At 67.6% G+C, this 20672-nt stretch carries 14 protein-coding genes and 5 pseudogenes; 13 read left to right on the top strand and 6 right to left on the bottom strand.

Features of this window, described 5'->3' with window-relative positions:
* Window positions 1–356 precede the first annotated feature (356 nt).
* Window positions 357–1719: pseudogene (locus J7E89_RS36045) on the top strand (UvrD-helicase domain-containing protein); the annotation flags it as partial.
* 204 nt (window positions 1720–1923) lie between these two features.
* Here J7E89_RS36045 and J7E89_RS36050 read toward each other — a convergent pair.
* Window positions 1924–2129, bottom strand: a pseudogene (locus J7E89_RS36050) (thioredoxin family protein); the annotation flags it as partial.
* A 157-nt stretch (window positions 2130–2286) separates the two neighbouring features.
* On the opposite strand from J7E89_RS36050, the gene J7E89_RS36055 reads away from it, so the two are divergent.
* The 12 genes and pseudogenes from J7E89_RS36055 (at window position 2287) to J7E89_RS36105 (ending at window position 15725) form a co-directional block, all read left to right on the top strand.
* Window positions 2287–2688 (top strand): hypothetical protein, encoded by a 402-nt coding sequence (locus J7E89_RS36055; protein ID WP_214980103.1) that lies wholly within the window; start codon window positions 2287–2289, stop codon window positions 2686–2688.
* A gap of 136 nt (window positions 2689–2824) precedes the next feature.
* A complete protein-coding gene (locus J7E89_RS36060) occupies window positions 2825–3112 on the top strand; it encodes a helix-turn-helix domain-containing protein (RefSeq protein ID WP_214979253.1) in 288 nt (95 codons plus the stop codon).
* Window positions 3109–4293: pseudogene (locus J7E89_RS36065) on the top strand (helix-turn-helix domain-containing protein); the annotation flags it as partial. The gene J7E89_RS36060 and the pseudogene J7E89_RS36065, both read left to right, overlap by 4 nt.
* Window positions 4294–5520: 1227 nt before the next feature.
* Complete coding sequence (locus J7E89_RS41965) at window positions 5521–5649, top strand: hypothetical protein (protein ID WP_285439331.1); 129 nt, start codon at window positions 5521–5523, stop codon at window positions 5647–5649.
* 102 nt (window positions 5650–5751) lie between these two features.
* A complete protein-coding gene (locus J7E89_RS36070; protein WP_214980105.1) occupies window positions 5752–6174 on the top strand; it encodes a hypothetical protein in 423 nt (140 codons plus the stop codon).
* On the top strand, window positions 6137–7327 hold the full coding sequence (locus tag J7E89_RS36075; protein ID WP_214980107.1) for a hypothetical protein: 1191 nt from the start codon (window positions 6137–6139) through the stop codon (window positions 7325–7327). The genes J7E89_RS36070 and J7E89_RS36075 overlap by 38 nt, the downstream gene beginning before the upstream one ends.
* A 67-nt stretch (window positions 7328–7394) precedes the next feature.
* Window positions 7395–9281 (top strand): ABC transporter ATP-binding protein, encoded by a 1887-nt coding sequence (locus tag J7E89_RS36080; protein ID WP_251061556.1) that lies wholly within the window; start codon window positions 7395–7397, stop codon window positions 9279–9281.
* Window positions 9282–9582: 301 nt separating this feature from the next.
* The gene (locus J7E89_RS36085; RefSeq protein ID WP_214980111.1) at window positions 9583–9975 is read left to right on the top strand and encodes an SseB family protein; all 393 of its coding nucleotides are present in this window, start codon (window positions 9583–9585) and stop codon (window positions 9973–9975) included.
* Window positions 9972–10586, top strand: coding sequence for a hypothetical protein (locus J7E89_RS36090; protein ID WP_214980113.1), 615 nt, complete (start codon window positions 9972–9974; stop codon window positions 10584–10586). The genes J7E89_RS36085 and J7E89_RS36090 overlap by 4 nt, the downstream gene beginning before the upstream one ends.
* Window positions 10586–11904 (top strand): annotated as a pseudogene (locus J7E89_RS41465) (putative T7SS-secreted protein). Before J7E89_RS36090 ends, J7E89_RS41465 begins: the two are co-directional and overlap by 1 nt.
* A pseudogene (locus J7E89_RS36100) lies at window positions 11886–14930 on the top strand (RHS repeat-associated core domain-containing protein); the annotation flags it as partial. The pseudogenes J7E89_RS41465 and J7E89_RS36100, both read left to right, overlap by 19 nt.
* 402 nt (window positions 14931–15332) lie before the next feature.
* Window positions 15333–15725: a hypothetical protein gene (locus tag J7E89_RS36105; protein WP_214980126.1), complete on the top strand. Its 393-nt coding sequence runs from the start codon at window positions 15333–15335 to the stop codon at window positions 15723–15725.
* Window positions 15726–15945: 220 nt separating this feature from the next.
* On the opposite strand, the gene J7E89_RS36110 is transcribed toward J7E89_RS36105, so the two are convergent.
* From J7E89_RS36110 to J7E89_RS36130, 5 genes are all read right to left on the bottom strand, one after another.
* Window positions 15946–16269 carry a DUF6207 family protein gene (locus tag J7E89_RS36110; protein ID WP_251061560.1) on the bottom strand — a complete coding sequence of 108 codons (324 nt, stop codon included), beginning with the start codon at window positions 16267–16269 and terminating at the stop codon, window positions 15946–15948.
* A 318-nt stretch (window positions 16270–16587) separates the two neighbouring features.
* Window positions 16588–17408, bottom strand: a protein-coding gene (locus J7E89_RS36115; RefSeq protein ID WP_374196970.1) for an IS5 family transposase whose coding sequence is annotated in 2 segments (ribosomal slippage) — window positions 16588–17063 and window positions 17063–17408 — 822 coding nt in all. Because the reading frame shifts where the segments join, the coding sequence is not laid out codon by codon here.
* On the bottom strand, window positions 17395–18936 hold the full coding sequence (locus J7E89_RS36120; protein WP_214980130.1) for a hypothetical protein: 1542 nt from the start codon (window positions 18934–18936) through the stop codon (window positions 17395–17397). The genes J7E89_RS36115 and J7E89_RS36120 overlap by 14 nt, the downstream gene beginning before the upstream one ends.
* On the bottom strand, window positions 18933–19268 hold the full coding sequence (locus tag J7E89_RS36125; RefSeq protein ID WP_214980132.1) for a helix-turn-helix transcriptional regulator: 336 nt from the start codon (window positions 19266–19268) through the stop codon (window positions 18933–18935). Before J7E89_RS36125 ends, J7E89_RS36120 begins: the two co-directional genes overlap by 4 nt.
* Window positions 19265–20347, bottom strand: a complete 1083-nt coding sequence (locus J7E89_RS36130; protein WP_308315714.1) for a site-specific integrase — start codon at window positions 20345–20347, stop codon at window positions 19265–19267. Before J7E89_RS36130 ends, J7E89_RS36125 begins: the two co-directional genes overlap by 4 nt.
* Window positions 20348–20672 lie beyond the last annotated feature (325 nt).

Here is a 20672-nt window from a genome sequence, read left to right on the forward strand (position 1 = left end):
CTCCTACAGCCAGGCCCAGGCATCGGACAGGCGATTCACGAGAACCTCCGTGTCCGGATCGTCCTGGAACGCCTGGCGGGCCGAGCCCATCTTCCCTCTCCAGTACCGTCTCGTCGGGGAGAAAGAGGGCGAGGAGATCACCTTCCACCTTGGGCAGCCGTCGGGGTGAGGCCGACGGTGACTTGCCCGCAGGCGAGGCCCCGGGCGTAGGTCCCAGGGTGAACGCAGGCGTACTCGATGAAGTCCGGGTGCGGTCGCGGCGATGACGATGCAGGGCGGCGGCCGGGATGGAGGACCAGGTTCGCGATTCCTGGAAAATGAGCTCCCCCGTGCCGTTACGGGCCCGGTTCGTCGCCAAGCGCCGCGGCCGCTACCTCGCCTACAACCGGGCCATCGCCCAGGACGCCACCGCGCGCTTCCCTAAAAGCGTCCTGTGCAAGACCGCTCACGCCTTGGCCTACGCCGCCGTCGGCCACCGCTACACCCGCCGGCTGAACGCCCCCGCCGCCCCGCCTGGCAGACCGGGCAGGCCCTCGGCATCACCAAAGCCATCCGCGTCGGCGAACGCGACCTGTCCCAAAAGACCCTCTCCTACGTCACCTTGCGCACCGTGGCCCGCTTCTGCCACACCGCCGATGCGACGATCACCCGCCATCACATCCCGCACCTGCGCGGCCTGGAAGAGCCCTGCCTGCACGAGCAACTCGCCGCCCACATCGTTCCGTTCGCCCGCAATGCCTGGATGGACCTGCAACACCCCGACGACGACGGCGCCGTCCGCTTCGACCACGACCACTACCTGAAAATCTGGGCCCTCACCCAGCCGAAGATCGAAGCCGACTTCCTGCTCCTCGATGAGGCCCAGGACACCAATCCCGTCGTCGAACAGATCTTCCTCGCCCAACGCGACCACGCCCAGCTGGTCATGGTCGGCGACTCCGCCCAGGCCATCTACCACTGGCGCGGTGCCAAAGACGTCATGACCGGCTTCGACGGCACCCAGCTCGCCCTGTCCCGGTCCTTCCGCTTCGGCCCCCGCCTCGCCGAAGAAGCCAACCGCTGGCTGCACCTCGCCGACGCCCCCATCCGTCTCACCGGCGCCGACACCGTGCCCACCGAACTCGGCCCCGTCACCCGGCCCGACGCGGTGCTGTGCCGCACCAACGTCGGCGCCATGGCCCAGGTCATGGACCTCCTGTCCGGCGGACACCGGGTCGCACTGGCCGGGGGAGGAGACAGCCTGCGCGCCCTGGCCCTGGCCGCCCGCGACCTCAAAGAAGGACGGCGCACCACCCACCCCGAACTGGTTCTGTTCACCACCTGGGGCGACCTGCAGGACTACGCCGCCCACGACCCCGCCGGACGCGACCTGCAACCCCTGGTCGACCTGGTCGACACCCACGGCGCCGTCGCCATCCTGGCCGCCGTCGCCCATCTCGCCCCCAAAGACCAGGCCGAGGTAACCGTCTCCACCGCACACAAGGCCAAAGGCCGTGAATGGCCGCAGGTGAAAATCGCCGACGACTTCACCCCGCCACCGGCCGACGGCCCGCCGGGCGACACAGATCCGGGGACGGCGCGCCCGATCGATGACAAAGAGGCCTGCCTGGCCTACGTAGCCGTCACCCGCACACCCGGCACCGCCTCGACATCGGCGGCCTGTCCTGGATCAACGAGCATCCGGAAGGAGTCTTGGCCAGTCCTCGCCCACCGCAGTGATCACACAGGGCGGGCTTTGGGAGCTCGGCACTTGAGCAGATGTTCTTGTGCTGACAGCTGTGCGCACGTACGTCTGGGATCCCGCGGCCGAGGGTGTGGACGGCATCTGGAGCGCGAGCTCGCCGAACACCTCGCCTGACCAGGCGAGGACGAAGTCGAGGCTTCAGCGAGGGCGCGCCGCTCAGCACTCCCGTCGGCATGGACATACGGGGTGGCGAGGGCGGGGTTCTCGTCGATGTTGAGCTTGACGATTTCGAGCTTGTCGCCGTGTCCGGCCGCGATCGCCTCCAGGGAGGGGCGAGCTGGCGGCACGGGCCGCACCAGGCGGCCCAGAAGTCGACCAGAGCCGGCTTATCGCTCTTGAGGACATCCTGGTCGAAGGAGTCCTCGGTGACGTTCTTCAGAGCGATGGGATGTTCCTCCTGAGCGGCGGGGAGTCAGGCGGCGGCCGTGACAGGCCCGTCTTGGGGTGGGTCTGCCCGGTGTCGGCGTCGCCCAGGGCGACGCGACAGCGCGGCGTCCCGGCCGCCCGCTGTCCACAGACGGCTCCGGGCAGGCTCCTGAGCCATGAACATCAGCTCGCCAGGCATCGCCCGGAACAACAAGAAGACGCCGCACTGCGAGCGCCACGACGCCTTCCTCCGCCCGGAAGAGCAGGCCGAGTCCGCCGCACGCTTCCCGGCCGGCCACCAGGCGCAGATGGCCTTCCTCCTGGCCAGCTACGCCGGCAACGCCTCTGTGGTCGCCGCGCTCTTGGACAGCCGCGCGCGTACGGTGCAGCGTCACTGCCGTGGGTGGCCGCCACCGCCCGGGCCCCGGCTGCGCCGGGCCCTGCGCCGCCGTGTCCTGGACCTCGTGTGCCCGCGCTGCCTGTCCGATCGGGCGGTTGAAGAGGCGCGCCAGGCGAAACGGGAAGCCCGGCGTGCGGCCCGCCGGATTCCGCGTGAGCAAGGCGGGCCCAATCGCTGACCTGCCGGCCCAAGCGAGAGACCGCCTTGGCGAGATCCTCAGCTCGCGCATGAGCAGGGTAAAGCTTCTATGCATTGATGATAGCAAATAGCTAATTTAAATGCGGAAGTTGCATCAACTCGGGTAGGATGGGGGTATGGGATTGGCCTTGGAGGAGTCATTGCGGCTGACGGTGGCCGCGTTGATGCAGGTGACGGGTGACTCGCAGCGGTCGGTTGCGGGGGTGCTGGGACTAACGCAGACGCAGGTGTCGCGCCGTCAGTCGGGCGCCATTTCGTGGAGCCTGCGCGACGTCGATGTCCTGGCCGAGCACTACGGCATCGGCGCGCTGGACCTGCTGGCAGGTCCGACCAGAGCGTGCGAGGTGCTGCCCGCCGACCGGCGCCGTTCCGTCCGGGCCGAGACGAAGGGGACGAGCCGGTGAGCGACTTCGACGCGATCGACTCGCTGCTCGACGCCGTCGGCCCGCAGGCCGAACTCCCGCCCTGCCAGGTGCGCCGCGAGCTGCGGGAGCGGGCCCGGCTGTCCAAGGCGCAAGTGGCCCGTGCGCTCGGGGTGAGCCCGTCCACCCTCAGCGGGTGGGAGAGCGGCCGGGACCCGGCCGGCGAGGTCCGCACCAAGTACGCATATCTGCTGGACGGGCTGAACGCCAAGCTCGCCACCGAGACCGAGACTGAGACCGAGACCGCGGCGGTGTCGACTGAGGAGCAGCCCGTGGCGTCAGGCACGGCTGCGGCGGCCGTCACCTCTTCGTCTTCGCCGGAACTCGGCCAGGACGAGGACGAGGTGGAGCTGCTCGCGGTGGCGCAGCCGTGTGTGCTGTGTGGCCGTCCGGCCAAACAACGCGTGGCGGGGTTCGTTCAGCACCTGGCCCCGGCTGACTGCCAACCCACCGCCACCGAGGCCCCGGCTGCCGAGCCTGCCCCGGCGGCCGAACAGCCCACACCGCAGACCTCGAATGCGCCGCTGCGCACGACACGTCCGGCGCGTCCGGCTGAGCGTTCCAAGGACCGGGCCCGGCGCGCGTTCCAGGAGCCGTCCGGCCCGGTCGACGTAATCCGCGAGGCCGTGCAGGGCGCGCTCGCCGAGCACCGGGGCGACGTCGACGCAGCCACGGCGGCGCTGTTGAAGCGGGCGATCCCGGACGCGATGCGGCTGCTGGACGAGACCCGCAAGGGCGCCCGCTACGACGTGATCGCCCATCCCTGGATCCCCGACATCCTCAAGAAACAGACCGCGCGTGGCGCCGACCAGATCTGGGAGGCCCGCCCCAAGTGGACCCGCCACGAACTCCCGCCCGGCAGGCACGAGGTGACCGCGCTCGACATCAACGGCGCCTACCTCTCCGCCCTCAAGACGCACCTCCCCCTCGGCCAGCTCGAGCACTCCACCGGCCTTGCCCATGACCGCCGCCGCGCCGGAGTCCACCTGATCACCCCGCCGGAATGGGAGCACGAGGCGGTGCTGCCCAACCCGATCGGCCGACGGGACGAGCCCGGCCCGCTGTGGGTCACCGAGCCGACGCTCCGTCTCCTGCTGCGCCTGTCCGGCCCGAAACACGGACTGTGCGCGCCTCCACAGATCCACGAGTCCTACACCTCCGGCGGCGGCCTTGTGGTCGCCGAGGGTCTCGAAAACCTTCGCTGTCCGGGAGTGGACGGAACCCTGCGGCGGGCCCCATGCCAGGGCCCAGAACGGCACTTCGTCGCCGCGGTCGGCGGCGAGGAGTACGCGGGCCCGTTCTGCTTCGGTCAGAGCTGCGTGCCGCTGGCCGGTCTTGGCCAGCGTGTGGGCGTGGACGACGCGAAACAGGGCCTCGGTCTGGACATCCACCTTGCCCTTGGCGCGGTTCAGGCCGGTCTCGGCCAGGCCCAGGCAGTGCTCGGGCCGGTTGAGCTTGAGGCCTTGCATGGCCATCGTCCGCATCACGAAGCCGTCCTGACCGCGCAGCCCGCCCTCGACGGCCAGCGCGTAGGACTGCAAGTAATACCTCTGAGCGGCGCCCTGCTGGCCCGCGTCGTAGCTCTTCCAGCCGAGCAGGTGTACCCCGCGGCTGGCGGCAGACAGGAGTTGCCGGCGGACGTCGTCGCTGCGGAACCGGCCCCGGCACAACGAAGCCACGTCGTCGCGCAGATACTGCACCAGAGCGGTGCGGCCGTGCTGCCCGCCGTGACGTTCGTCCATGTCGGAGAAGACGCGCACCATGTCGCGCACCGCGGCGACTTCGGCCAGCCCGGCGACCGAGCCAGTACGGGCAGCCGCGGTGCGACCGGCGATGTCGCGGACGTAATCCAGGGGCAGGGCGGCGGCCGCCACGGAGTAGGCGGAGGTGGCGAGGAAGCTACGTCGGTCCAATTCGCCTCTCCACATCGGCAGCAGGGCATCGATCGGATCGTCACCGAGCGACAGTCCGATGCTGCCATCTTCTTCGCCCCCTATGGGGCCAAGCCCCAGGTCGTCTTCGGTGATGAGACGTCCTAGGCGCCGCGAGAGCGCGATAGCCAGGTAGCGGCCCGTGGCGCCGGCCGGAATAGACCCGGTGATCCAGTGATCGACGGTGGACTTGTTGGTCCGTAAGAACTCGCCGTGCTCAGCGGCCACGGCCCGTACCGAGGCGGCGAGCGCCGCATACGTCAGCCCGCAGGCACCGACCATTTCCTTGAGCCGGTGGTTCGGCGTGCGCTGGGCCATGGGATCCCCGCCCTCGTATACCCGATATACCGCTCCGCGCGCTCTGCACGGTACCCGCCAACTCCCTTGCCCGGTTCACTGATTGACGAAGCCCGGTGACGTTGTGTCGACCGGGAGTGGTCGAGTGGAAGGGGACCTGCGATGAAGGACCAGACGCGTCCGTGGGAGTCCGTGTTCGCCGGGCCGGAGATCACCGCCGTCCCGAGCGACGACGCACGGTTCGAGGAGAAGCCGCAGGAGAGCTCGGACCAGGGCCGGTTCGAGGACTGACCGCACACAGCACAGCTATCTGAACCACCGGGGCCCGCGCCCGGCCCATATGCCGCGCGGGCCCCGTCGTCGTGTCCACCAGCTGGAGAGAAGGAGGCAACGATGTTGACGTGCTCGATCGATCTGCGGGCTCAAGCGCAGCCGTGGCAGTGGTGTGAGCAAGGAAAGAGCTGGGTGCGCGGCGAGGACCGCATCCGTCCGCTGGCCCATGCGGCGCTGGAGGCACGGGCGGTCACCGACGGCAGCACCACCCTGATGGTGGTGCGCGAACGGGTCGCTGGCCGCCCCTCACTGCTGCGCTCGACGACGCCGGTCCGGGTGGACAGCGCCGTGTACGCCCGCGCCCTTCAGGAGTGCCACGACTGGCCGCTGCAAGGGATCTGCGTCGAAGCGGACACCGGCGGAGTACGGCTTTGCACCGGGCTCGGTGGGGTCTGCCCCCTCTACCTCACACACCGGCGGGCATCTGACCGGCTCATGGCAGCTGATGGACCTGCGCGCCCACCTCGCCCCCCAGGGACTTGACGAGAAAGAGGTGATGCGGCTCCTGACCGGCCACCCCCGCTACGGGCACGACACCCTGTTCACGAACGTCAAGCGGCTCTCGGAGCGCTCCAGCGCGTACGCCGACACCAACGGCCTGCGCTTGGTCTACCCGGCCGCAGCCGAGCACGCCCAGCCCTCCGAGCTCGCCGAGAACGTCGACGGCGGGGGCCTGGTCGCTGCGTTCGAGGCTCTCGCCGACCACGTCTTCGCCCACCGGCCCGTCACCCCGGGGCAGACGGCGGCCCAGCTGTCCGGCGGGATGGACTCCACCAACCTGGCCATCTCCCTCGCCCTGGCCCACCCGGGCGCGATCACCCCGTGCGCTCTGCTGATCGGCGGCGAGGCCGGACCGCAGCAGGAAGCACGGCGCCGCACCGTGATTGAGCACACCGTCTTCGCCCCGGACGTCACAGTGTCCGCCGCCCAACACCCGCCGCTGTCCCCGGGCGGCCTGCGCCGCGCGAGGGCGGAGGCGATCAGCCCGTTGGACGAGCCGCACCTGGAATCCGCCGACGCACTCGCCCAAGCTTTACGCACGCGCCACATCACCACAGTGGTCGTCGGCTTCGGCGGCGATGAGGTCGCCCGCGTGCGCCGGCCGGGCGGCGGACACGTCCCCCGGCAGATGGCACCTCCCTGGTGCGGGGACCGCGTCCGCGACCTCCTGAGCGAAGTGAACACCGGGATCGCCCCACCCACGGTGGCTCCGGAGACCGCGTTGATCGCCCTGGAGGTCGCCACCCCGTTGCTGGCCCGGCGCGGGTTATGGACCATCGCCCCGTTCACCGACCCGGAGCTGGTCCGCTTCGGCCAGCGCCTGCCGCTGAAGTGGAAGAAGGACAAGCAGCTGCTGCACCGGCGCCTGGCCGCCCGCGGCCTGCCCGATGTGGTGGTGAACCCCGTCCTGCGGGAGAACTTCGGCCATCTCATGAATGCCGCCGTCCACCAGTACGCGACAGGGCTACTGCGCGGCTGGGGCAAGGACCTTCACCTGATCGAGCAGGGCTTCCTGGATGCGTCCATGCTCACGGAGACGGTCGAGCGGGCTGCCTTCAGCCCCGAGGCGGCGGCTCCCCACCGTACGGGGCTGTTCCTGATCACCGCTGTCGAGCTGGCCCTGCGCACCCTCTAGACAGCTTCTCCACCACCCGGGCGACTTCGGCTCAATTGGCCCCACCCGCCACGCAAGACGCACCAGGATGGGGCGGGTGACCGAGTCCTCACCCGCTTCCAAAAACTCCGGCTCTCCGCAGCAGGTCGGCTACCAGAGCGACCCACACTTCGAGGACATCGCGACCGCCTCCTGGTGGCGCATCGCCGCCCGCCTGCCGCATACCCTCGCCGCCGCGACCCGCCTAGGCTGGGCCGCCGACCGGCCCGCGATGCTGTGGCTCGCCGCATGCCAACTGGTCGTCGCCGCATCCTCCGCGCTCGCCCTCAGCGCCCTGCCCGGCGTGATGACCCACCTCTTCAACGGCGGCCACGTGGCCGCCGTCGTCCACGCCGCCGCCCCCGGCCTGATCGTCGTGGCCACCGCCACCGCCGTACGAGCCGGAGCCGACGCGTTCGCCGTCTACGCCGCCCAACGGCTCGCCCCCCAGGTCGCCACGGAGGCGGACCTACAGATCCTGGCCGCCGCCCCCGAGGTGGAACTGGAGGCCTACGAGCGGTCCGGCTTCACCGACCGCCTGCAGGCCGCAGGCAAGGGAGCGGAGGCCACCGAAGACCTCATCGGCGACGCCCAGGCCCTCGTCTCCGCACTCGCCCAGCTTGCCGCCGCCATCGGCGTCCTCACCGTCCTGCACCCTGCACTTCTGCCGCTGCTGCTCCTCGCGGCCCTCCCCAAGGGCGCGGCCGCCATGACCGCGGCACGCCTCCAACACCGCGCCGGCCACCAGAACATCTCTGACAACCACCTGCGCTACCTTCTGCGGTACTACTCCACCGACCGGCGCACCGCCGCCGAAGTCCGGGCCACCACCATGTCCGGCTACCTGATCGCCTGGTACCGGGAGATCACCGACCGCATCAAGGCCACCCACCGCCGCGCGGCCCCGCGCATCCTGCGCGTCACTCTCATCGGCACCACCGCCAGCGGACTGATGCTCGCACTTACCTGGATCGCCCTCGGCTGGCTCGCAGCGAGCGGCCGAATGGACCTGGCCATCGCCGCAACCGCCGTCATCGCAGTCCGCACATCCACCGGCGCTCTGACCTCCCTGGTTATGGCCGCCGCACGACTCTTCCGCACCTCACTGCATCTGGAGGACTGGCAGAGCTTCCTGCGCCGAGCCGAATCCCTGCGCGCGGTCCGCGGACCCGCACAGATCCCCGCCCACGCCCCCGCCGAAATCCGCGCCGACAACGTCACCTACACCTACCCCGGCTCCGACACCCCTGCCGTCAACACGGTCAGCCTCACCCTTCGCCGTGGCGAACTGATCGCACTGGTCGGCGAGAACGGCTCCGGCAAGACCACCCTCTCCCGCCTCCTCACCGGCCTCTACCTCGCCCAGGAAGGCTCCGTCACCTGGGACGGCACCGACCTTGCCCAGGCTGATCCGCACAGTGTCTGGGCGCGCGTCGGCCTGGTCCCACAGGACTACACCCGCTGGCCCATGAACCTGCGCGCCAACATCCACCTAGGCCAGCCCCGCTCAGAAGACGACGCACTGCTGCTAGAGGCCGCGCAGGCGGCCGGCGCCGACAGCGTCATCGCCAAGACGCCCTACGGCCTCGACACTCTGGTCGCCAGCTCCAACTGGGGCGGCACCGACCTCTCCGGCGGCCAGTGGCAGCGCATCGCGGTGGCCCGCGCCTTCTACCGCGACGCCACCATGCTCATGCTGGACGAGCCAACCTCCGCCATGGATCCCCGCGCCGAGCACACTGTGATCCGCCGTTTCAAAGAACTCGCGGCCGGCAAAGCCGCGGTCTTCGTCACTCACAACCTGGACAACGCCCGCATCGCCGACCGCATCGTCGTCCTCGACGGCGGACGCGTGCTCGAAGAAGGCGACTTCCAGACACTCCTTGATCTCGGCGGCCTCTTTGCCGAGCTGTACAAACTCGCCCAGGACCGTTGACCACACCTTTTCCTCATTGCGCGATTTGGTTTCGCAAGCAACTACAAGCGATCACGTGAACTGTTGCGTCTCTCCCGTGAGCTGGGCCACGGCGGCACAGCGGCGGCCTCAAGACGGTGCGGGTAGTTCACTGTTGCCGAGGTGGAGAGGTGTCGGCTGTGCTGCAGCAGGCTGCAGTCAGACGGCGCCGGGTGTCTTTTCGCCATCTTGAGCGGCCGGTCGGTGACGTAGTTGGAGGGTTGCCGGACCCGTCGGTTACGGTGCAGGTTCGCGTACGCAATGAGCAACGGGGGTGGCGGGTATGCGTGCTGAGGCGTTGGCGCTGCGGCTGACGGAGTTGGCCGGGACCGGAGCAGGGGATCTGCCGGCGCTGGTGGGAGAGTTCCGGCGCAGTGAGGTGCTGGTGCCGGTGGTGGACGGGGGGTTGCTGTCGGTGGCGACGGGGCCGGTCCGCTGGCTGTTCGCTTTCACGAGCGTGGAGACCCTGGAGGTTTTCGCCGGGCAGCGGGGCGAGGTCATTGATGAGTGGGTGCCGGTGTTCGGGGCCCGGCTCCTGGATCAGGTGATTCCCGATATCGGCGGGCCGGTGGGCGTCGCGGTGGACGTGGCAGGTGCGGCGCCGATGGTGCTGCCGCCGGTGAGCGGCATCGTGCCGGACGCGGTGGCGCTGGGTGCGGAGGGCGCTGCGGTATGAGTGACGGAGGCGGGTACCGGGCGGATACCGAGTCACTGGGTGAGATCACCAAGGGCATCAATCTGGCGATGGATGAGCTGAAGGAGCTCGGGTTCGATGTCGATGCGAATCTGGGCCGGGGCTTCGACGACTTGCAGCTGGCCGGGCTGGAGTTGGGTGACAAGCCCCTGCAGGAGATCTTCGCGGAGTTCTGCGACCGATGGGGCTGGGGCGTACGCACCCTGATGCAAGACGCCAACACCTTCGCGGCCGGGCTCGGCTTGAATGCCGGGCTTTACCACGAAGAGGAACGGTACAACGCGAACACGTTCAAGACGGTGTGGAATCAGGTCGCCGGCAACCCGTACGCCTCTCAGGAGGAGATCGAGAGCCAGTCCGTGAAGGAGACGATCCTCAAGGGCAACGCGATTGGCCACTTCATGGACGCGGACTACAGCGCTCAGTCCATCGTCGAGGCCGAAAGGCAGAAGAACGAGGCCAACGACCAGTTGGCGGAAGACTTCGAGACCTCGACGTGGAATCCGTGGCAGGACGACACCGAATGGCAGTGGGACGGCCCGCCCCAAGCTGAGCAGTCTCCCGCCGAGGGTGCTGCGGGGGGTGAGCGCTGATGGGGATCGATCTGCCTGGAATAGGCAGCGCGATCAAGAGCGGTGTCGACAACATCGGCGCCAAGGCCGAGGACGCACTCGACTCCGCCAAGGAAAGCGTCGGCGAGGCCACCAACCGGGTCACGGACAAGGTGGCCGACGGCTTTTCCGCGGTGGGCGCCGACCGGATCGCCGAAGGTGTCCGGGACTACGGCGAAGGCGTAAGCAACCGCCTGGGCGGCGATGTCCCAGAGCGGCAACTGGGCGAAACAGATGACCCCAAGGAACTCATCCACGGCAGCGCCCCGGCGATCCAGGCACGGGCGTCCCATCTGGCCGACTTCCACAAGGCGTTCGAGACGGTCGGCCAGGGCTTGCGCGGGCTGGACAGCGGTGCCTGGCAGGGCAACGCCGGCGACGCGTTCCGGGAAAAGTTCGGAATGCAGCCGCCCGCGTGCTGAAGGCGGCCGACTCCTGTGAGGAAGCCAGTAAGGCTCTGAAGGCGTACGGGGAAGCGGTGAGCTGGGCCCAAGGGCAGGCTGTGGCCGCGATCGAGGCGTACAAGAGTGCTCAGCAGGCGAGTCAGAGCGCGGCGAAGGCGTATGACGCCCAGGCCGCCCAGTACGAACAGGCTGCCACCCAGTACAACAAGGTTGCCGCGACGGGCGGTGACCCTGGCCCCAAGCCGACCGAGCCAGGCGACTTCCAGGACCCGGGCGAGGCGGGCCGTCGCGAGGCGCAGGAGATCCTCACCGAGGCCCGCCGCCAGCGCACCGAGGCGGCACGCGACGCCTACCGGCGCATCAAGCAGGCTCTGGAGCAGGCACCGCAGAAACCGGGGCTCAGCGACCGGCTCGGCGCCGAAGCCAAGGACTACGCGCTCAGCTCAAGCATGAACCTCTCGCACATGGTCGGCGGCTTCGTCAAGGGCGTTGGCGACATGGTGGTGATGGCCCGCACGCTCAATCCGTTGGACCCCTACAACATCACCCACCCCGCCGAGTGGGGCAAGCAGCAGCATTTGCTGGCCACAAACCTGCTGGGCACGGTAGCCCATCCGGAGCGCATCCCGAAGGGGATCATCGGTTCTGGATGGTCAAGCGATCCCTGGGACACCGGCGGCGGTGCCCTGTCCAACCTGATCGGCAGCAAAGGAGCCGGCGGGATAGTCAGGGGCGGGCTGAGGAGAGCACCGGGGAAGGGCAGGGAGCAAGCCGACGGGGCGCCGGACAAGAGGACCCGGACAAGTGCCGCTGCGAAAGCGACCCGGTTGACGTGGCATCGGGCCGGATGCTGTTGCCCGAAACAGACGTGTCCCTGCCCGGCACGTTCCCCCTGACCTTCACCCGCAACTTCAAGTCGTCCTACCGCAACGGGTACTGGTTCGGGCCGGCTTGGGCGTCCACCGCGGATGAACGTCTGGAGATCGATGCTCAGGGTGTCGTCCTCATCCGCCACGACGGCGCACTGCTCACCTACCCGCACCCCGCCCCCGGCATCTCGGTCATGCCGGACGCGGGCGACGCGCACCCGCTGACCGTCGACCTGTACGGCCACTACACAATCACCGACCCGGTAGCCGGCCGGGCCTGGCACTTCACCGCTCCGGGAGGCGACGGCAACGGCATCGCCCTCCTCCACGAGATAACCGACAGGTCAGGCCAGTACGTCACCTTCGACTACGACACTGACGGCACCCCGACCGGCATCGTCCACTCCGCCGGCTACCACCTCAAGATCACCACCGAAGGGGAGCGCATTACCGCCCTGCACCTGGCGGGTGCTGCCTCCGAGGGCGGCGACCAGGAGCTGGTCCGCTTTGGCTATGACACACACGGCCACCTCGCCGCCGTAGCCCGGTCCACTGGCATCCCCACCCGGTACACCAACGACGAGCAAGGTCGCATCACCGCGTGGACCGACACCAACAACTCCTCGTACTACTATGTCTACGACGACCAGCACCGCTCCACATACCAGTCCGGGCAAGCCGGCCATCTGCGCAACACCTTCACCTACGACGACACCGACCCATCGACCGGCCACAAGGTCACGACAGTGACCAACTCGCTCGGCCATACCAAACGCTTCCTGGTCAACAGCCGCCTTCAAGTGGTCGCCGAAACCGGCCCGGACGGGGCGACGACCCGGCGCACGTATGACGAGCGCGACCGTCCTCTGACGATCACCGACCCACTGGGCCGCACGATCAGCTACGGATACGACGATGCCGGCCGCGTGATCATGGCAGTACGTCCGGACGGCACGTACAAGAGCGTCGGCTACAACGACTTGGGACTGCCCATCTCCATAGCCGGCGCTGACGGCACTCACCTCATCCAGTCCTTCGACGACTTCGGCAACCGCACCGAGGAGACTGACTCGTCCGGGGCCACGACCCGCTTCAGGTACGACGCCCTGGGCCACCTGTCCGCAGTGACAGACGCGCTGGGCGCGACAACCGCGGTCCGCTGCAACACGGCTGGCCTCCCGGTCGAGGTCACGGATCCGCTGGGCGCGGTCACGCACTACGAACGAGACGCATTCGGCCGCCCCACGACCATCACCGACCCCCTCGGTGCGACCACACGCCTGGAATGGACGATCGAGGGCAAGCTTGCCCGCCGCATTGCCCCTGATGGCACCACGGAGTCGTGGACGTACGACGGCGAAGGCAACTGCACCAGCTACACAGACGCCATGGGCGCAGTCTCCCACTTCGAATACACCCACTTCGACCTGCTGGCAGCCCGCACCGGCCCGGACGGGTTGCGCTACACCTTTGAGCACGACACGGAATTGAAACTCCGCAAAGTCACAAACCCACAGGGACTGACCTGGAGTTACGACTACAACTCCGTGGGACGCCTCGTCGAGGAGACGGACTTCGACGACCGCGTTCTGGCGTACGCCCATGATGCGGCAGGCCAGTTGACGAGGCGGACAACAGCTTCCGGTTCGGTGATTAGCTTCGAGCGGGATGTGCTGGGCCGCCCGGTGACGAAAGACGCCGCTGGGGCGGTAACGACGTATACGTACGACGTGACGGGTGGCCTGGCCCGGGCGACCGGACCGGACGCTGTCCTGACGCTACAACGGGACGATGCAGGCCGCCTGCTGGCGGAGACAGTCAACGGCCGCGCGGTCACGTACACCTACGACGCACTGGGACGCCGTACCAGCCGCACCACCCCAATGGGCGCGGTGAGCAGCTGGAGCTATGACGCGGCGGGCAACCGCACCGAGCTGTCCACCTCTGGTCGGACCTTGACCTTCGAGCACGACAAGGCAGGCCGCGAACTCTCCCGCCACCTCGGCGGAGCTCTGACCCTCACTAGCGCATTCGACGACCTCGGCCGCCTGACCAAACATGAGCTGGTCGGACCGGCCAACCAGCGTATCCAGCGGCGCGCCTACGCCTACCGCCCGGACAGCAACCTGGTTGGCATCGACGATCAGCTCAACGGGTCCAGCCGCTTCGACCTGGACGAGGCAGGCCGGGTCACCGCGGTCCATGCGGCAGGCTGGACGGAGACATACGCATACGACGAGGCGGGGAACCAGACATCGGCGTCCTGGCCGGCCCCCATGCCGGGCCAGGAAGCGGTGGGCCCGCGTACCTACACCGGGACACGAATCCGTACAGCAGGCGGAGTCCGCTACGAACACGACACGGCGGGCCGCATCACACTTCGCCAAAAGCCGCGCCTCTCCCGCAAGCCGGACACCTGGCGCTACACCTGGGACGCGGAGGACCGCCTGGTCTCGGTCCTCACACCGGACGGCACGGTCTGGCGCTACCAGTACGACCCACTGGGCCGCCGCATCGCGAAACAACGTCTCGCGGCGGACGGCTCCGAAACGATCGCGGAACAGGCCGATTTCACCTGGGACGACACGACGCTGTGCGAGCAGACGACGCACATGCCAGGCACGTCATTGGGTGGGCTGACCCTCACCTGGAACCACGACGGCTCACGCCCCCTGACCCAAACGGAACGCAGGACCGCAGCCGATGTGCCCCAGGAAGAAATTGACTCCCGCTTCTACGCGATCGTCACAGACCTCGTCGGCACCCCGACAGAACTCGTCGACGAACAGGGGCACATCGTATGGCGGACGCGCAGCACGCTTTGGGGTGGGACAGCTTGGAATCGGACAGCGACGGCTTACACTCCGCTGCGTTTCCCTGGCCAGTACTTCGACCTCGAAACTTCCCTCCACTACAACTACTTCCGCCACTACGACCCCGAAACCGCCCGCTACCTCAGTCCGGACCCACTTGGCCTCAAACCGGCAGACAACCCGACTGCCTACGTCCGCAATCCTCATACCTGGAGTGACCCTCATGGGCTCAGCCCGTGCAAGACCTGGCCAAACCTCGAACCGGGCGACGTGCCTATCGCCCCCGATAAGATTCCCACGATGAGCGCAGCTGAATTGCGCGAGGCCACCGGTAGATTTGCGTACGTAGTGATGCCCGGTGGAGAGTTGCGGGTGACCAGGCTCGGCAGTATCTACGGGCACGTCGATCTCGCACAGGGTGCGAATGTTACAGCGGCTGGCGAGATCAAGCTATATCAGGGACTAATCAAGTCCATCGACAATCGGTCGGGCCATTATCAGCCGAAGGGTCCCGAGCCGCGAGGGGCTGCCGAAGATGCGTTTCGCGAGGCCGGGTTTGATGTAGGGGAAAATTCATACAAGGAGCGCTGGTAATGACCGACTTGCCCACTCGGTTGAGCCGGAGATCGAAAGAGGGTCGCGATGCCTGAATCGGTTACTTACGAACTGCTGATGGATGGCTTCCATGAGGCATCCAAGATTCTCAATGAGAAGCATTCGACGCTAGCCGCAGATCCAGTTCTGGCCGGACTGGCAAAACTGGTGGGGCGGGACCCGGCGTCGGGCGACGTAAAGCTTGCTGTATTGCAGGTACTCGACTCGCAGGAGTTTTCCGCAGCTGCCGAAGTTATTCAGTACTTTGCGCAGATGTTCAGGTGGAGCTGGCTTGAAGCGGAGGTTGGGAACCGCTACCTCGAAAGTGTTACAAATGGAGATCGCAGGAAAACTCGACATTATGAGAGGATGTTGGAGGCATTCGCTGAAGACTGGGAGGACCGCGATCTATTTCCCAGCCTAAATGTTAGGGAACGGTAGGTAGGTTTAAGGTGAGGTGGCAGCAGCGGTGGCCCGCGTTAATATGGATTCTCTGAAGCTCCACTGGAACGGTCCTTGGTGGAGCTTCAGGATCTCTTGACGGCAACAGTGACGGTAACGAGTGGCCACGACGCCACGATTAGGAATATCCTTCAGCCTCCTGCTCCGAATCCACGAGTCGGTCACGCCCAGGCTCGGGGACACACCGGGGGCGGCGCCCTTACATCATCGTGCCGGGGCGTCGGATGTCCGCGTAAATACGGGCCTTCACCCCAGGAACTCCGGGCTCGCGGCGTACCGGGGCGACGCCGGCAGTGGCCCACCATTCCCCGAGGCCAGCCATGACAGCGTGGACGGTTGCCTCGTCGGCGGCGGTGATGTCCAGGACGACGAGGCCGGGCTGGCTGACGCGCTGTTCGTCGATCTTCTCCGTACTCTTGGCCGACGCTGCCCTGGCCTCCAGTGGTTCGCAGGGTGCCCATATCCCACCCGTATGTGTCGTCCGGGCCTGCCTGTGCGGCGAGCCGGTTTCTGCCGGATGCAATTGGCTTTGGCCGCGGAGAGTCCGATGCGTAGGGGCAGTCCGTCCGCGTCGCACAGGACATGCATCGATGCTCGCGACTCCGCCGCCTTGCGGACGCACGCGAGCCGACGGCAACAACGGCTCCACGAGCTCCCACAAACCATCCGGAACAATCCATCCCCACTGTCCGCTCCCCATGCCCAGAACAACTGCCAACTGGCCATATAGGACACGATCTTAGTTAGAGGGCACGCACAAATTCCTGTGCCATGAACTAGGCCAGGTCGGCCTGGCGTAACGGCGTCACAAATCTGGGATCCCTAAGAGCTCGTAACACGATCATGGACTGAGCTTCTTGAGTCGTCGCCAGCAGATCAGGCTGCAGGCCAAGGAGATGAAGGCGTCGTGGAGTTCTGTGCGGCGTTCCCATCGAACAGCGAGGCGTTTGAAGTGGTGGAGCAGAGCGAAGGTCTGCTCGACGACATAGCGGAGTTTGCCCAGGTCCTTGATGTTCGGGGCGCCTTTGCAGGAGATGACGGGCAGGATCCGGCGCTTACGGAGCTCTTCGCGGATGGGGTTGGAGTCGTAGCCCTTGTCGCCGAGCAGCGCCTCGGGACGTCGGCGGGGACGGCCGGGGCGACCCGCCACCGGTGGGATGCCGTCGACCAGGGCGAGGGTCTGCGTGACGTCGTTGACGTTGGCAGCGGTGGTGATGACCTTGAGCGGGGTGCCGCGTCCGTCGCAGATCAGGTGGTGCTTGCTGCCCGTCTTGCGCCGGTCGACCGGCGACGGACCGGTGTCGGCACCCCCTTTTTCGCGCGGATGTGAGAACCATCCACGCACGCCCGCGACCAGTCGAGTTCGCCGGCCGCGTTCAACTCGGAGAGCAGGATTCGGTGCAGTTGGTCGAAGACGCCGGCCTGCTGCCACCGCTCCAGGCGACGCCAGCACGTCTGCCCGGAACCGAACCCCAGCTCCAGCGGCAGCAGTTGCCAGGCAATGTCGTTGCAGAGGACATACAGGATGCCCTGCAGACAGAGCCGGTCCGCCACCGGCCGTGGCCCTGGCGACCACTCGGGCCATGGCGGCAACAACGGCTCGATCAGCGCCCACAAGTTCGGCCTTGGTACTGGTGGGCTCTCGTATTCAACTGTCGCCAGTGCCCCGAGGAACCCAGCCCGCTGGTGACCGTGCGTGATCCCCAGGGGCGTATCGGCTCCATGTCCCGCCGGTCTCGTTGCGGAGCCGGGTGGTGGTCTTGTCGTGGTAGCCGAGGGCCTCTGCGACGACGGGGGCAGGCATCTCCAGGAGTTGTTGCCGGATCGCGGCGCCGCGGGCGGCTGCGGCCGGGACGCCCACCTTGTTGAGGAGCGCGGACAGGTGGTCGGGGCGGAACGGCTGGCCTGCCCGGCGGCCGGGGAAGAGCCAGCGGGAGGCCGGGTTGGTGGCGGTGTCCATGTTGCCGCGGTTCGCAATGTGCTCCACCAGCAGGGAGTCGACCGGTGCGGGGACGGGCGAAGCCGGTTCTCCGAGCCGTAGAAGTACGGCGTCTCCGTCGCGGAGCACGTCGTCGATGGTGAGCCGGACGACCCTGCTCAAAGGCTGCGCGTAGAGGAGCACGATGACGCCGGCGACGCGGAGGAACATCGGTATCTCCCTGTCGGCCAGCAGCCGTCCCAGGGCGTCCAGGCGCTCGTCCTCGCTCAGCGCGGCTCGTCGGGTTGCCTTCATCGCGGGTATGGAGAGCGAGCGTCGGCAATGGCGGCCCTGCATGGCCCAGTTGAGGAAGGCTCTCAAACAGGTGCGGCCGTGCTCGCTGTTCTCGGCCCACCAGGCGTCGATGTCAATCTGGGAGCAGGAGGCAAGGGTGGTGCTCCGCTCGCCAAGCCAGTCAAGGAAGGACGTCGCGTACTTGACCTGTTCGGCGGCGAAACGACGGATGCTCGGTGTGATGTGGCTCTGTTCGGCGCGGGCCCGCAGCCGGGGCAGGACGCGCCAGGTCACGAAGAGCCGGACCGTTTTGACGTGCTCGGGGTTCTCGATCTCGGTCAGATGACCGAGGAGCCAGCGCTGGAAGGAGCAGATGTACTTGTCGACCGCGGGCAGGACCCCGCTTGCCATCAGGAGTTCTTCGAGGTGAGCCGCTGACCGCCAGGGCTGGAGTTCGTGGAAGGCGTCATGGGTCAACGGGATCTGGCCGAGGCCGAGCTGCCGCAGCCTCTGCGAGGGGTTCCCCGGCTGGTCGTGGCGCAGGGCCAGCCAGGCCACTCCACTGCTGAGCTTGTCCATCGCCACGAGCAGGTCAAACAGCGGGACCAGCTCGGGGCGGACCCGGCCGGTGCCGTCGTCGAGGAGGGCGGTGAGCCGGTCAGAGAGTGTGCAGCGTTCGCAAAGCCGTCCGCCCAGGAGCTTGCCTTCGAAGCCGCAGCGCGAGCAGTCGAAGGACTGGGAGAAGCCGGCGCAGGTCGTGCAGATCGCGGCGCTGTCGCCGGTCCGGAGCCCGGGAAGGGCGCGGTCCTGGCCGCATCCGGGGCAGGTGCCGCGTGTCCGGACCGCGCGGTCCGAGCAGTTCCGGCAGACGTATCCGTCGGGCCAGTGGCCAGCCTTGTGCTTGCGGCGGCCGCAGCGGCAGCACTCGGCCATGAACCAGCGCTCGTACTGTTCGTCGGTGGCGTAGGTCCGGCTCATGCGTCGGGCAGGATGCGAGCCGCGCGGGGCCGCAGTTTCGCGACGTTCGCGGGCGGGGTGGGAAGGTCGCCGGTGGCCGTCTTGCGGACCCCCGCGTTCTCGGCGGTGGTGGCCACCAGGTCGGCCGGGGTGCAGGAGAGGATATCGCAGAGCGCGGCCATGACCTGCAACGACATCCGTTCCGGGGTGCCGGAGACCAGGCGGTGGACCTGGGAGGCGGACAGGTCGATCCCGCGCTCGCGCAGCAGCGGGACCAGCTCGGTGGCCGTGAAGATCTGGTGCTTGGCCATGACCTCGCGCAGCCGCCAGGTGTAGCCGACTTTGCGCTTCATGCTTTCCTCCCGCTTCGGGCGGCCTGGAGGGCCGCGGCGATGGTGTCGTCCAGGTGTCGGCGCAGGGTGCGGGTGCGGAAGTCCGAGGACACGCAGGTGTAGATGGAGGTGGTGCTGGCGTGTTCGTGGCCGACTTGTTCCTGGACGAAGCGGGGGTCCCAGCCGTCTTCGATCAGGTGGGTGACGTAGGACCTTCGCAGCGAGTGGAAGTCCAGGCCGTCGTCCAGGCCGAGGGCTTCGCGGTATGCCTTGAAGCGGGAGTTGATCCGCTGGCAGCCGATCCGCAGGCCCCGTTCGGACGGCCAGGCGGCCGGATTGCCGTCGATCCCGAAGTGGGGGCGAACTTCGGTGAACCACTCGTCCAGGACGTCAGGGGTCCAGTCGAACACCGTGAGGACTCCGCGGCGCTTGGGCGGCGAGCCCTTCTTGGCCTTGCCGAACCGCACCTGGCACCGGCCGTACTCGCCGAACTCGACCCCGTGGGGGTTCCGGCCGAAGTCGGCCGCGTCGAGCATCCGTGTTTCGTTACGCCGGGTTCCGTAGGCGTAGGCGGTCTTGAAGACGGTGGCGTCCCGGAACGCGGGCAGCCAGCCCTTGCGGCCCAGCGAGCGGATGCGGGCGACCTCGTCGTCGCAGTGGGCGAAGAAGGCGTGCAGTTCAGCCTTGGTGAACGCGCGCTTCTTCGGGTCGGACTCGTTGTCCTGAACGTGTACCGCGGTGTTCCACTCGTGCACCACCTGGATCGGGTGAGTGCCGAAGCGTTCTTCGCAGGTCGCGGGCCATTCGTAGAGAGGATCAGTCACGAAGTGGCAGAAGGATCGGACCGCCTCGGAGTACGAACGGATCGTCGAGCGCTTCAGATCGCGCAGTGAGCGCAGGTCTCCGAGCCACTCGTCGACCATCGCCGGCGTCCAGTTCCACGGGTAGGTGTTCACGTACGCGGTGAACGCCTTCACCGTGTTCTCCCGGCCCTCCACGGTCGTGCGGGCCAGGTTCCGCGCCAGCTGCTGATTGGCGAACCCGGTCAGCATCGCCGTGAAGACCTGTTCCTCCGGCCGCAGCAGCGCGACCCCGTCCACCAGGAGCAATCTCGCCGCACCTGGTATCGACCCGTTGAACCCCACCTATCCACCACTCTCCGTGACTCGCATCAGATGCGAGAAAACCGCATCCTATGCGAGCCGCCAGAGAACCCACAGGTCAGCCCCCTGGGCAAGTGGCAACAAGACCCTGCCGACCGCTATCGTCACCGGTGACGCAGGCACCCAACTCCACGGAATCACACTGCGGTTGATGCCCTCACCGGGGTCAGTTCGCATACCGTCGCCAATTCGCATCCGATGCAATTGGCGGCGCTTGGACCAACGGAACAGTCAGTATCGGTGAGATTGATCTTGGTCGGCT

It is taken from the genome of Streptomyces sp. ISL-100, from assembly GCF_018614615.1.
Classification (GTDB): Bacteria; Actinomycetota; Actinomycetes; order Streptomycetales; family Streptomycetaceae; genus Streptomyces.

Coding starts and splice junctions, on each gene's coding strand:
- J7E89_RS36075 (WP_214980107.1), top strand. CDS start 6,137: ATGGACCTGCGCGCCCACCTCGCCCCCCAGGGACTTGACGAGAAAGAG.
- J7E89_RS36090 (WP_214980113.1), top strand. CDS start 9,972: ATGAGTGACGGAGGCGGGTACCGGGCGGATACCGAGTCACTGGGTGAG.
- J7E89_RS36120 (WP_214980130.1), bottom strand. CDS start 18,936: ATGAGCCGGACCTACGCCACCGACGAACAGTACGAGCGCTGGTTCATG.
- J7E89_RS41965 (WP_285439331.1), top strand. CDS start 5,521: ATGAAGGACCAGACGCGTCCGTGGGAGTCCGTGTTCGCCGGGCCGGAG.
- J7E89_RS36125 (WP_214980132.1), bottom strand. CDS start 19,268: ATGAAGCGCAAAGTCGGCTACACCTGGCGGCTGCGCGAGGTCATGGCC.
- J7E89_RS36070 (WP_214980105.1), top strand. CDS start 5,752: ATGTTGACGTGCTCGATCGATCTGCGGGCTCAAGCGCAGCCGTGGCAG.
- J7E89_RS36055 (WP_214980103.1), top strand. CDS start 2,287: ATGAACATCAGCTCGCCAGGCATCGCCCGGAACAACAAGAAGACGCCG.
- J7E89_RS36105 (WP_214980126.1), top strand. CDS start 15,333: ATGCCTGAATCGGTTACTTACGAACTGCTGATGGATGGCTTCCATGAG.
- J7E89_RS36080 (WP_251061556.1), top strand. CDS start 7,395: ATGGGGCGGGTGACCGAGTCCTCACCCGCTTCCAAAAACTCCGGCTCT.
- J7E89_RS36060 (WP_214979253.1), top strand. CDS start 2,825: ATGGGATTGGCCTTGGAGGAGTCATTGCGGCTGACGGTGGCCGCGTTG.
- J7E89_RS36085 (WP_214980111.1), top strand. CDS start 9,583: ATGCGTGCTGAGGCGTTGGCGCTGCGGCTGACGGAGTTGGCCGGGACC.